This is a genomic window from uncultured Chitinophaga sp. (genome assembly GCF_937898475.1).
Lineage (GTDB): Bacteria > Bacteroidota > Bacteroidia > Chitinophagales > Chitinophagaceae > Chitinophaga.
On sequence record NZ_CALEJS010000015.1, the window covers coordinates 30,062 to 42,992 of the forward strand.

Genomic DNA, 12,931 nt, shown 5'->3' on the forward strand with positions numbered 1-12,931 from the left:
GTACCAACAGCCTCTTTTTTTTATGAAAAAATATTAAGTCTGGTAATTTTGTAGACTAATAAAAATGTTTTTACTTTGGATAAAGGTCATGTGCCTTAAAAGAACGGGTGTTGAACATCGTTTAACTAAAATCAAATATGGAGAAGATTTACATCGGCGACGGCGGCCCTAAAGTATCCCCGGCCATTTACGGATTTTACAGGTGGGAGGATAATGCTACCAGTGGAGAAAAGACCATGGAGAATATGGTCAACCTGTGCCTGGAACTCGGAATCAACACCTTTGATCACGCTGATATTTACGGTGGGTATCAGTGTGAAGAGCTTTTCGGAAGAGCGCTCAGCAAACGCTCATTCAAAAGGGAAGATGTAGTGCTTTTTACAAAATGTGGTTTGCGGGAACCGCACCCCTCCGTGCCGGATGTCCGGGTAAGGCATTGCGACACTTCGCCGGAGCACATCACCAAAAGCGTGGACAATTCCCTGCAACGCTTAAGAACAGATTATATAGACATATTCCTGCTGAATCATTTTGATCCCCTGGCCAACCTGGAGGCTACCGCCTATACACTCAGGAAGCTGAAGGAGCGCGGCAAGATCAGGCATGTGGGCGTGGTGAATTTCTCCGTATTTCAGCATCAGCTGCTGGCCTCTTATTTAGGGATCCCCATCGTTACCAATCATATTGAACTGAACCTGCTGAATACAGCGGCTTTTGATAACGGACAGATAGACTATATCAAGCAGCGGTATATGCGCCCCCTTGTAACAGCGCCCCTGGCTGCCGGCCGGATTGAAAACGGTACCGATGAAAAGGCGGTAAAGGTACGCGCCAAACTGGAGGAGATAGGACGTAAGTATAATGCGGATATCGAATCTATCGCCGTAGCCTGGCTGGTGAAACTGGGCGCCCTGCCTTTGGTGGGCACCACCAGCGAAAAAAGGATACGGAACATTGTCAATACTTTTTCCATTGATCTGGATTACCAGGACTGGTACGATCTATATGCCACTTCCACTTCGGCCCTTCCCGAAGAATAAGCGGCCTGCAGATCTTATCTGATGATCTTAACTGTCCGCCCGGCAGTACCTCCACCCACTCTCAGAGTGGGTGGGTTGTTTTATGACCGTTTCCCCGCCAGCCCCACAAACAATTTTCCTTCCCCGGATGTTTTAAAGTATGGACCCGTTAATGCAGCCCACTGCAAATAGGACCGCAGTCAGGTAAATTACATTTATACAGAGAGCATTTCTTCACATGAAAACCCAAACACCAAATGAAAAAAGTTCTACTTTTCGCAGCAGCATTGCTATGCGCCACTGTATCCTTTGCCCAGGATTATTGGCGGCCCCATACCGATAATGCCAGGATCACCCCCGACAAAGCCGTAGCCCGCCTGGCTTTCCCGGCGGAATTCCGGTTATTTGACCTGAACTTCACCCCCTTACGGAATGATGTATTCAGAACGGTAGGCAATGCAAGGGCGCAGGCCACCATCATCTCTTTACCGAATGCAGACGGAGAAATTGAACAATTCGAGATCAGGGAGGCGTCCAATTTCGAGCCCGCATTGCAGGCCCGCTTCCCGGAGATCAGGGCCTTTTCAGGAAAAGGCATTACCGATAAACAGGCCACGCTGAAACTGAGTATCTCACCCCAGGGCATCCAGACGATGGTGTTCCGTACGGGAAAGGAGAGCGAGTTTATTGAGCCTTATTCTGCAGACCACACCGTTTACGCGGTATTTAAAAAACAACCCAAAACCTTACCCTGGAAATGTACTACCCCGGAACAGCAGCTGGCCAATGATATCGCCAGGCAGGTCACGGATCCGTATGCCAGGTCAACCGGCGATATGAAAACACTGCGCCTGGCGCAATCTGTTACCGCCGAATACTCCAATTATTTCGGCGCCACCAGCGCTTCACAGGTGGGATTGGTACTGGCGGCCGTTAACGCCACCCTTACCCGTTGCAATGGCGTTTATGAAAAAGACCTGGCGCTTCACCTGAACCTGATTGCCGCAACTACAGACGTGTTCTATTACAATCCTTCAACAGATCCCTATTCTCCCGCCAGCTCAGGTGCGGGCGGCGCCTGGAACAGCCAGCTGCAGAGTACCCTGAACTCCGTGATCGGATCGGCCAACTATGATATCGGCCACCTGTTCGGTGCATCCGGCGGCGGCGGTAATGCCGGTTGTATAGGTTGTATCTGCGTTAACAGCTCAAAGGGAAGCGGCTTTACATCTCCTGCCGATGCGATCCCCCAGGGCGATAATTTCGACATCGATTATGTAACGCATGAAGTAGGGCACCAGCTGGGCGCCAATCACACGTTCTCCATGGGCAATGAAGGCACGGGCGTTAACGTGGAACCCGGTTCCGGGATCACTATTATGGGGTATGCCGGTATTACCGGACAGGATCTGGCCCCGCATTCAATAGACATTTTTCATGCGGTTTCCATTGCACAGATACAGGCAAATCTGTCTGGCAAAACCTGCCCGGTTACTACCAGCATATCTGCCAACAACGCCACACCCGTGGTGAATGCGGGCGCTAATTATACAATTCCCATCAGCACACCTTTTGCATTGACGGGTGCTGCTACCGATGCCAATGCCGGTGATGTGCTGACCTATTGCTGGGAGCAGACCGATAACGCCAGCTCCTCACAAACAGGATCTGCCAGTGTGGCCAGTCCCACCAAGGCATCCGGTCCCAACTGGATATCACTTCCGCCTGTTACTTCACCAACAAGGTATTTCCCTAAACTGTCTACCATTCTTGCCGGCGGACTGGTATCAGGTCCGCTTTCCGGCGGTGATGCAGGCGCCAATACCGAAGCGTTGAGCTCCGTTTCGAGAACGCTGCACTTTCGTTTAACTGTAAGGGATAATGCGCCTTACAGTGCTACCGCACCCGTATCCATCGGGCAAACCAATTTTGCGGATATGACGGTGACCGTCACCAATTCATCCGGACCTTTTTCCGTAACTGCGCCCAATACGGCGGTATCATGGGCGGGTAATTCTTCGCAGACCGTTACCTGGAATGTGGCCAATACCACCGCTTCCCCGGTTAGTTGCGCCAACGTGAAAATTTCCATCTCTACAGACGGTGGCAACACCTTCAGCACATTGGTGGCCAGTACACCCAATGATGGCAGCGAGGTAATAACGGTACCGAATACACCCACTACCACTGCAAGGATAAAAGTGGAAGCCGTAGGGAATATTTTCTTTGACATCTCCAATACCAATTTCACCATCACCTCAGGTTCCGGTTGCGGCGCCCCGGCTGGATTAATTGCTTCGTCCATTACCAATACATCCGCAACCACAGGCTGGAACGCTGTAAGCGGCGCAGTATCCTATGATGTGGATTATAAAGCCGCTACTTCTTCCACCTGGATCAATGCTGCTACTGCCACCACTGCCACTTCTGTGGGCTTAACAGGACTGAGCGCCGGCATTACCTATGATTACAGGGTAAGGACCAATTGCGCAGGCAGCAGCAGCACTTATACTACTGCACAATTCACCACCACAGGCGGCGCATGCGCTGCGCCCGCTGGTTTAACCAGCGCAGGTATCACCAGTACAGGCGCTACCGTTAGCTGGACGGCCGTCAGCGGTGCAGTATCCTATAGCGTAGATTATAAAACGGCTGCTTCTTCCGCCTGGATCTCTGCCGCCACCGCCACCACCGCCACCAGTGTGAACTTAAGCGGCTTAAGCGCTGCTACATTGTACGACTGGCGCGTGCGGACCAATTGCTCCGGCGGCAGCAGCAGCAGTTATACTACCGCGCAATTCACTACGCTCACAGCATCCGGTTGCCAGAATGCGCTGGATAACACAACGAACGGCACCACCAGTGGCGCTGCCACCATTCCGTTTAACACGGATGTTACAGGTCTTATCAGCCCGAGCGGCGATGTAGATCACTACAGGTTTGTGATCAGCACCAGGGGCTCTGTTACCATTACGTTGCGCACACTGCCCGGTGATTACGACCTGAGACTGCTGAACAGCTCCGGCGGACAAATCGCTATTTCACAGGCGGGCGGCACCAGCAACGAAAGCATTACCAGGACCCTGAACCCGGGCACCTACTATGCACAGGTATATGGTTACAACGGGGCCAACAGCGCCACTACCTGCTACACCTTACGTGTACAGCTGGGCACTGCCACCCGCGGCACAGACCCTGTTGAGCCGATCACCTATAAATCACAGAAAGTGGGCGTCTTCCCCAACCCTGTGAATAGTATTGTAAACATCAACCTTGCCGGTTACAAAGGCCAGTCAGACGTACGGCTGTTTGATATAAACGGCAAAGTAGTATTACACCGCCAGGTAAGTATGGATAACACCCAGCTGGACATTTCTGCATTGCCTGCAGGCGTATACATCGTGCGGATTAAGAACGGGGAGGAAGAAGTGTATACAACGAAGATCGTCAAACAATGACCGTTTAAAAGTTTGAAAGTTTAATAGTTCAATAGTTTGAAGGTGTCTCAATGATTTGGGGCGCCTTCAAACTTTTAAACCCTACCTTCAAAGGTCCAAACGGTTATGGCCTGATTTGTATAATTTATGTCCTTTGAGACAAGTGGGGGAGGTTGTACATTTGTGGTATGAACCAGGGGAGAAAGATCCCGGGTAGTCAGCGAAAAAAGAAGCAGGTTGTTATTGTGGTTGTCAGCCGCGATATGCTGCTTACTTTTACAGGCCCCAGGGATGTATTTGTTAGTGCCAACACCATTCTCCGGGAACTTGGACAACCGGAAGGCTATGAGGTGGAAGTAGTGGCCGCAACACCGGATAAAACAGTGGATGCGGGGGCGGGGATGCGTATTGTATGCCAACACACGGCGATGGACATCCGCACGCCTGTTGATACCCTTATCATAGCCGGTAATGACTCCCGCGAAAACAGTCAGCCCGCATTACAGGAATTTTATGAATGGCTCTCTGCCAGGAACGAGCGTAATACACGGCGGATCGCCTCGGTATGCGGCGGTGCATTTCCCCTGGCAATAGCAGGCATTTTAAATGGGCGGAAAGCCACCACACATTGGCAGAACGCTGAAAAGCTGCAGCGGGCCCACCCGGAGGTGGAAGTGAACAGCGATCCGATGTACACCCGTGACGGACATGTGTACACCGCAGCAGGCGGCTCTTCAGGGATAGACCTGGCATTGGCCCTGGTTGAACAGGACTATGGAAAGGAAGTGGCAGGCCGTGTAGCCAAGCGGATCGTTTTCTACCTCAACAGGCCGGGCTACCAGGCGCAATTCGGTAATTTGTTACCTGCTTATGGATCGCAGCACATTGCAGAAAAAATACAAAGCTGGCTGAGCGATCACCTGCACGAAAAGCTGGACGTTGGCCAACTGGCAGCATTCCTGCACATGAGCACCCGGAACTTCACGCGGGTATTTAGTAAGGAAACCGGCATGCCGCCTGCTAAGTTCATCGAAAAGCTGCGTGTGGAAGCAGCCCGCAAATACCTGGAAGATACAGATCTGTCAATAGAAAGGATCGCCGGGTTGTGCGGCCTTGGCGGCCTCGTTTCTATGCGGCGCACCTTTTTAAGGCACCTGATGGTGACGCCGTCTGATTACAGGCGCTCTTTCAGAACGGCATGGAAAGAGTTTACAGTAAATAATCACCTTCTTTAAATAACTACCAATGAAAATTGCAATCAATGGACTGGGCCGTATTGGCCGGATGACTTTGCGCGCCCTGCAAAACAAAGCGGGAATTGAAGTGGTGGCAGTAAATGACCTCACAGATGCGGATACCCTTGCTCACCTGCTTAAGTTTGACAGCATACATGGCCCTTTTCCCGGCCAGGTGGGCAGGGAAGCAGATGATCTCCTGGTAAACGGTAACCGGATAAAACTGATCAGCGAAAGAGATCCTGAAAAATTACCCTGGAAAGCGCTGGGCGTAGATGCGGTAATCGAAGCTACAGGACGCTTCACCAACAAGAACGCAGCAGAAGCCCATTTACGCGCCGGTGCAAGGAAAGTACTGATCACCGCACCTGCAGGAAACGATGTGAAAACCATTGTGTATGGCGTGAATAATGAACTGATCGGCAATGATGCGATCTATTCTACCGCCTCCTGCACTACCAACTGTATAGCGCCGGTGCTGTATGTACTGGATAAAACTTACGGCATTGAATCGGGGTATATGGTCACCGTGCATGCATTCACCGCCGATCAGAACCTGCAGGATGCGCCGCATCGCGATCTGCGCCGCGCACGCGCCGCCATCAACAATATCATTCCCACCAGCACCGGTGCCGCCAAGGCGATAGGAGAGGTGCTGCCCAACCTGAAAGGTAAGCTGGACGGTCATTCCTATCGTGTTCCTGTAATCGACGGATCCATCATCGATCTCTCGATCAACCTGCGGCAGGAAGCGTCTGCAGACGAGGTGAAAGCCGTGCTGAAAGACTATGCGGAAAATTCTTTAAAGGGAATTATGGCCTACACCGAAGAAGCGCTGGTATCATCAGACATCCTGGGCAACACACATTCTGCTATTGTAGACGCCAGCCTCACCAGGAGTATTGGCAAGCTGGTAAAAGTTGTGGCCTGGTATGATAATGAGATAGGTATTTCCAACCGCATCGCTGAACTGATCTCACGTATATAATAGGAGAATTGTTGACAAACTTCCCGGGATTTGTTCCCGGGAAGTGTTATTACCGGGATAAAAAAAAGCCATTGAATAGTTCAGTGTCGCTATGATCACGTTGCAGTTGTTATGAATCTTCAGCGTTTGCCTTGCGTATTATCTTATTTTTCTTTCTAACCGGAAATTATTTTGCCCCTAAATTGAAAATTACTATTTTTAGTAACATGACTGCTTCGGGTAGCCATTACGTTTACTGTTAGTTTTCAAAATAACCAAACTCAAAACCGGATCGTATTTTTTACGTTATGCAACCCTATTGTACCTCTTCGCATTTCCCTGAAACGCGTCTTAATACGTATTATATACACTTTATCCCTCAATCAAAAGACACACTCTATGACAAACGAAGTGAATCCTTCAGAAAATAACACCGGTACCAAAGGCCGCATTGCCTTTGTCGGAACAGGGCTCAAAGCGATTGCACACATGACGCTTGAGTCTATTGCAGAGATTAAATCAGCAGACCGTGTATTCTATCACGCGGCAGATGGCGTAACGGCGGCTTATATCCGGTCGCTCAACAAGAACTGTCATGATCTTTACCAGTACTACGGTATTGACAAGGAACGCAACAAAACCTATCTGCAGATGGCAGAAGTGATGCTTGCCGCGGTTCGCAAAGGTGAATCGGTGTGCGGTGTGTACTACGGCCACCCCGGCGTGTTTGTAAAAGCTGTTCGCCGTGTGCTGTATCAATGCCGCCAGGAAGGGCATGAAGGCCTGATGTATCCCGGCATCACCACTATGGACTACATCTTCTCCGAACTGGAAGTAGATCCTTCGCGCAATGGCTGCCAGATCCTGGATGCCACTGATTACTATATCAGGAAACGCAAGCTGCATACAGACAGCCAGGTGATCATGCTGCAGATTGGTGCCTTTGCTGATGCCAGGTTCGACTTTAAAGGATATGCGCGCAAAAATTTTAACCTGTTGGTGCAGGCTTTACTGGAAGACTACGGCGGAGACAATCCCTGTACCCTGTTCCGCGGCTCCAACTTTCCCGGTGTGCCTTCATCAAAGGTCGCACTTAAACTGTCCGACCTGCTGAAAGAAGGGATCCAGCGGCAATACGTAACCGGTGTATCTACGCTGTATATTCCACCGAAAACATTACTGGGTGCAGACCCGGAACGGGTAGCCGCTACGGGTTACGGCAAGGCGGGCGCTATTGTATCCATGGAGCCTACTGCCTGGGAAACTGCCAACACTCCCAAAACAAAGAAGATAGCCGAAGAGCTGCCCCAACACCAGTTACCGGAAGGTTATATTATGCGCCGCTCCAGCCCTGCATTGCTGAAACTGATGCAGGACCTGGCTACAGATACGAACGTATTGAAGCAACTGCAACATACACCCCAACAGCTGGCGCAATCTTACGGGCTTAGCAAAGAAGAGCGGCGTGCATTGTTGTCCGGTTCCACCGGCCGCGTATCACAGGTGTCACTGGCCAATAGCGCCGCACAGGCAGATGCCAACGTCAACGCTTTCCTGAATAGCCTGTTGGAGAACGGTACCACATCAGCCTTGTATCAAACCTACTATAATACACTGGCGAACGGCGGCACACCCGACCAGGCAGACGCCGCGGTGCAGAACTATATCAACCAGGCGGGCTACGCAGGCGTTACGACGGCGCAGGTAGACAGCTCTATCCTCAACGTTACGGGAGGCAACTATTCGCAGGTGAGTGGCCCGGGCGCTGGCAGCAGCTCCACTGTTACCTATCCGCCGTTCGGCACTTCGCCTTCCATCCTGTATGGCACCTATCAGACCTTTGATGCGCAGGGAAACCCCAGCCTGCTGATAAAGCTGTTCAGTAAAAATGGCGTCTACCAGCTGCAGGTGGCTACTGCTACTACGGGCGGACTGGTGGATATCACTGCATCAACTGCCTTCAATGGTAATACCGGGGCTTTCCTGGTAACAACTTCCGCTGCATTCCCGTATAATGGTTCGCTCACCTTCTCATCCTGCCTGGTAAGTTACAATGGCACCAACGCAAATGATTTTGATGTGAAAGTATCATTGAGCCCATCCGGCGGCGGTTCGGCTATCAGCTCCAGCGGGCGCAGAAGTGTTTATTCCAAGACCGCGGCCCTGCAACCTGCTACCGTGGATCCTGCCAGCTTATGGGCCGGGAATTATGCCTCCACACTCAATGGTGCCTCCCAGGGTACGCTGAACATTTCTGCTGATGGTTCAAAGATCACCTTCCAGGGCGCTACGGTACCGGCTACTTTTAATCCTTTCTACAGCTACTTCCAGTGCACAATCGGCAATAATACGCTGGTCATTTACATGCAGTGGACATACTTCACGATATACGCAGGCAACACCTTTACAGGACCGAATTTCTTTGGTTATTATTATGCAACAGGCACCTCGAAACCCTCGTCGCCCAATGTATATGGCAACCTGGGAACCAAACCGCCGGCGCCCCCCTCACCGCCGCAGAAACAAGGTGAAACCTGGGAACAGGTAGGTATTTCTATCGGCATCGGTGTAGCCAGCATGGCGGTATTTGAAGTGATCAAGGCCCTCGCCAAGGCAGGCTATAAATTCGCGAGCGAGGCCATACAGAACTGGCGGCAACAGGGTGAGAATCTCCAGGAAAACCCGGGAAATGACCAGGTGCCCGAAAATGAGGCCAATGAGTTCAACGAACAGGATAATCCCAACGGCGATGATGATAACAATGATGACAACAACGATGATAATAATGATGATAACAATGACGACAACAACGATGATAACAATGACGATAACAACGATGACAACAATGATGACAGCAGCTGCTTCCTCACCACTGCAGTAGTGAAAAGCCTGGGAATGGCAGACAACAGTGAACCGCTGATGTTGGCCAGGTATATACGCGATACGAAGATGACCAGCGGTAAAGAACGTTCGGCTGTTCAGCTCTATTACAAGGTAGCGCCCGTGATCGTGGCACGCTCTACCGATGCAGAGTGGCACCGCTTCTGGAAGCAATACCTTCGCCAGATCACTGAACTGACCAAAATGGGAGAGTTTGGTCTTGCAAAAGAGCTCTATAAGTTCGCCACCGCCGAGCTGGTGCACCGCAAAGCAACCGCTTACAAAGATGTGGAACTGGTGAACGAGGTGTATGCTTACGGACTTGGCGCTTTTGCAAAGATCCGGCTGCCGTATGCGGTCCGTTTCCTGGTGCTGAAGATGGCTTTCCTGGTGGGGCTGACATACCATTCAGCAAGATTATCGCTGATGAAGAGACGTGTGAGCGATAAAATTAATCTGTGATATGGGCCGCTTAAATAAGCTAAATCCATTTCGGTGGCAGGGTAGTGGCAGAGTCTACTCCCTGCCCTGGTTAAAGAACCGGCTGGAGTACTCGGCAGACCCGGAGCGGATCGCGGCCTATGCCAAAACGCCATTCACTCGCTCGCGCTTTGTGATGACGATGCTCACGCAGTTTCACCTGAGCCGCAACTCCATTGTGGTAAGCGAGGATGATCATGCCATGTGGCTGAAGCGGATTGCACGTCCGCACATGCCAACGGATGAAGCCATTCCACAGATAGCCCGGCAGTTGATGGAACGATTGTTCCCGGTTCCCGTTCCCGGCGGCGGTGAACAAAGCTTCCCCATTGCTGATCGCCTGATCCGCGAACTGTATCGTATTATGCTGGATAACATGCTCCAGGCAGACGTGCTGAAACCCCTGGAGGATTTCATTATGCGTACCCGGTTCCCGCATGGATCACGGCCAATGGTGCTGGAAGGACTGATGTATTCTTTCCGGCTGCATTTGCCTTTCCTGCGCCCATTGCGTTATTGTGTGGACAGCCTGTTTTTTAAGCGGGCGCTGTACATGAAGCGGGTGGCGAACAAGCTGGAGCAGATGGTGTTCGATTTTGCCATTCCAAGGCCCGGTTCCTGGTTTGCAACGCTGAAGGAACTCCGTCAGTCCGGTAAGATCACAAGGGCGCAGTTCAGGGGAGAGATCACCAGCATACTGGTATCCTCTTTCAGCCTGGCGTCTGCGCTGGGATCCGCCTTGCTATGCCTTGCGGCGCGGCCGTCTTACCGCAGGAAGATCCATGACGATCCCGCTTTTGCGCGGTATTTTGTGATGGAGGTGCTGCGGCTTTACCCGCCCTTCCGGCAGTTTGGATACCAGCAGGCGGCAACGGATAAAAATGGGGCATCTGCAGGTTTCGCACACGAGTTCATGATCCCGGTGTTTCACCTGCATCGCAATGGCGATGTCTGGAAAGATCCGAAGAAATTCTACCCGGAGCGTTTCCTGGAACCGGATGCAGCGAAAGGATTTAAATACCTGCCATTCGGCATGGGTAAACGAAGTTGTCCGGGCCGCAATTTTTCAATGTCGATGATTACGTATGCACTGAGGTTTGTATGTGCGGACGAGAGCCGCTTCACGCTGGTTAAACGCGATACCTTGCCCAGGGGCGGTAGCGGGCGCCTGGTTTCTTTTGCGATAGACGATACGATTACTTACCGGGAGAAGTGAAGGGGATGAAGCCAATGACCGGCTGATGATCCGCCGGCGCTGTTGTTGCTGAACAAGCCTACAGCGCCGCCGGGTTATACATATGTACCGGCGAGTAAACCGGCGCATAATTAAAATAACTGCTCCTGCTCACGCTTACACTCCCGGAAATGGAAAACGTTCTGTCGTTGCTGATATACATCAGTCCCACTTTGGCGGCAGGGTATATACCGGTGTTGTTTGTCCGCATGAAACCATACTGTTTGTTAACCGCCGGTTGATACATCCCACCGTTATATTGTACCAGGTAGGGAGTAGCAGACACCCCGCCAAAAGCAATAAGATTGTTACTTAATTGCCGGTTCACCAGCAGCTCCAGGGGAGCCGACACGTATTGGGCGCTCCCTCCCTTAAAGGCGGCAAAACCAGCCGTAATACCGGCGGATTTTGTCACAAACCATTTTTGCTGAAGTTTGTTGGTATCCACCGCCTGGCGGGGATGCACCTGCGCCTTTGTTGCCATAGCCAACAGTAAAATGGCCGCAAAAAAGATTGCACGTTTCATACTATGAAGATAATCAACCTTTTTGTTAATATTATTATAATAAATTGCCAGATGTGTAATCGACCGCGCCAAAAGTGCAATATTTTTTGAAAGATGACCAAACAAGCCTGACAGATCGAAGAACATCGATGTAAAATAACAGAACGGAGCCTCCACCTGACAGAACGGCGTTGTCAGCTAACAGAACAGACCTGACAGATTGAAGAACATCGATGTAAGACAACAGAACGGCGTTGTCAGCTAACAGAACAGACCTGATAGATCGAAGAACATCGATGTAAGATAACAGAACGGACGCTCCACCTGACACAACGGCCGTGTAAGCCGAGAACTGTGCTGCGTAAGACAGAAAATAGCATTATCTTGCCAACTATTCCTCTACCTTATAACCTTGTACGTTCATGCAGAGCAAACGCGCCGTTACGTTGGGAGCGGCAATCATGTGTATGTGGCTGAGCATTGGCTGCAAATTTACCCCGGACCATCACCGGTATACGATTGTTGTGGTGGGATCTTCCACCGCAGCCGGATATGGCATTAAGCCGAAAGACAGCTGCTGGGTGAACCGCTTTGCCCATTCCCTGGGCCCGGAAGTGGCGGTACGGAACCTTTCAAAGAACGGGTATTCTACCTACGAGGTAATGCCCAGCGGCACCAAAAAGGAAGGCCGCCCTGCGCCGGACGAAAAAAGGAATATTACCAGGGCTCTCAGCTACCACCCGGACGCCATCATCATCAACCTGCCTACCAATGATGCGGCCGCCGGCTACAGCCTGGAAGAACAGCAGGCTAATTTCCGTACCATCATACAAACGGCCAGGGATCAAAAAGTCCCGGTGTGGGTCACCACCACCCAGCCGCGTACCAATAACTTCGGGCATCCCCGTCATACGCTGCCGCAGATGCGCGACTGGCTCCTGGCCACCTATGGCGACAAAGTCATCAATTTCTGGGACCCGTTTGCCAACCCGGATAATACCATCAATCAACAGTATGACCAGGATGGTATTCACCTGAATATACCGGGGCACCGCATCCTCTTTGAACGGGTAGCCGAAAAACACATCCTGGATACCATACAGCAGCTGGCGCAGCAAAGGCCGCTTTCAGAACAGGTACATTAATGCCGCCGGATTTATTATTTTGCAGTAAA

General features: G+C 51.2%; 8 protein-coding genes. 7 read left to right on the top strand and 1 reads right to left on the bottom strand.

Annotation, left to right across the window (positions count from 1 at the left end; translation table 11 throughout):
* The first annotated feature begins 137 nt into the window (after nt 1-137).
* The 6 genes from Q0577_RS07290 to Q0577_RS07315 all read left to right on the top strand — a co-directional run bounded on the left by Q0577_RS07290 (nt 138) and on the right by Q0577_RS07315 (nt 11,234).
* Nucleotides 138-1,040, top strand: a complete 903-nt coding sequence (locus tag Q0577_RS07290; protein ID WP_298734223.1) for an aldo/keto reductase — start codon at nt 138-140, stop codon at nt 1,038-1,040.
* 236 nt (nt 1,041-1,276) lie between these two features.
* Nucleotides 1,277-4,477 (top strand): reprolysin-like metallopeptidase, encoded by a 3,201-nt coding sequence (locus Q0577_RS07295; RefSeq protein ID WP_298734225.1) that lies wholly within the window; start codon nt 1,277-1,279, stop codon nt 4,475-4,477.
* A gap of 167 nt (nt 4,478-4,644) precedes the next feature.
* On the top strand, nt 4,645-5,691 hold the full coding sequence (locus Q0577_RS07300; RefSeq protein ID WP_298734228.1) for a helix-turn-helix domain-containing protein: 1,047 nt from the start codon (nt 4,645-4,647) through the stop codon (nt 5,689-5,691).
* Nucleotides 5,692-5,701: 10 nt separating this feature from the next.
* On the top strand, nt 5,702-6,679 hold the full coding sequence (gene gap, locus Q0577_RS07305; protein WP_298734231.1) for a type I glyceraldehyde-3-phosphate dehydrogenase: 978 nt from the start codon (nt 5,702-5,704) through the stop codon (nt 6,677-6,679).
* A gap of 378 nt (nt 6,680-7,057) precedes the next feature.
* Nucleotides 7,058-10,000, top strand: coding sequence for an SAM-dependent methyltransferase (locus Q0577_RS07310; protein ID WP_298734234.1), 2,943 nt, complete (start codon nt 7,058-7,060; stop codon nt 9,998-10,000).
* A gap of 1 nt (nt 10,001) precedes the next feature.
* Nucleotides 10,002-11,234: a cytochrome P450 gene (locus Q0577_RS07315; RefSeq protein ID WP_298734237.1), complete on the top strand. Its 1,233-nt coding sequence runs from the start codon at nt 10,002-10,004 to the stop codon at nt 11,232-11,234.
* 58 nt (nt 11,235-11,292) lie between these two features.
* Here the strand turns inward: Q0577_RS07315 and Q0577_RS07320 are convergent, their stop codons facing one another.
* A complete protein-coding gene (locus tag Q0577_RS07320; RefSeq protein WP_298734240.1) occupies nt 11,293-11,778 on the bottom strand; it encodes a hypothetical protein in 486 nt (161 codons plus the stop codon).
* Nucleotides 11,779-12,179: 401 nt separating this feature from the next.
* On the opposite strand from Q0577_RS07320, the gene Q0577_RS07325 reads away from it, so the two are divergent.
* Nucleotides 12,180-12,902 (top strand): SGNH/GDSL hydrolase family protein, encoded by a 723-nt coding sequence (locus tag Q0577_RS07325; RefSeq protein WP_298734243.1) that lies wholly within the window; start codon nt 12,180-12,182, stop codon nt 12,900-12,902.
* The last annotated feature ends 29 nt before the right edge of the window (nt 12,903-12,931 follow it).

Bases quoted from the DNA above. Each gene is read 5' to 3' on its own strand.
- Q0577_RS07290 (WP_298734223.1), top strand. From the start codon at position 138: ATGGAGAAGATTTACATCGGCGACGGCGGCCCTAAAGTATCCCCGGCC.
- Q0577_RS07295 (WP_298734225.1), top strand. From the start codon at position 1,277: ATGAAAAAAGTTCTACTTTTCGCAGCAGCATTGCTATGCGCCACTGTA.
- Q0577_RS07300 (WP_298734228.1), top strand. From the start codon at position 4,645: ATGAACCAGGGGAGAAAGATCCCGGGTAGTCAGCGAAAAAAGAAGCAG.
- gap (WP_298734231.1), top strand. From the start codon at position 5,702: ATGAAAATTGCAATCAATGGACTGGGCCGTATTGGCCGGATGACTTTG.
- Q0577_RS07310 (WP_298734234.1), top strand. From the start codon at position 7,058: ATGACAAACGAAGTGAATCCTTCAGAAAATAACACCGGTACCAAAGGC.
- Q0577_RS07315 (WP_298734237.1), top strand. From the start codon at position 10,002: ATGGGCCGCTTAAATAAGCTAAATCCATTTCGGTGGCAGGGTAGTGGC.
- Q0577_RS07320 (WP_298734240.1), bottom strand. From the start codon at position 11,778: ATGAAACGTGCAATCTTTTTTGCGGCCATTTTACTGTTGGCTATGGCA.
- Q0577_RS07325 (WP_298734243.1), top strand. From the start codon at position 12,180: ATGCAGAGCAAACGCGCCGTTACGTTGGGAGCGGCAATCATGTGTATG.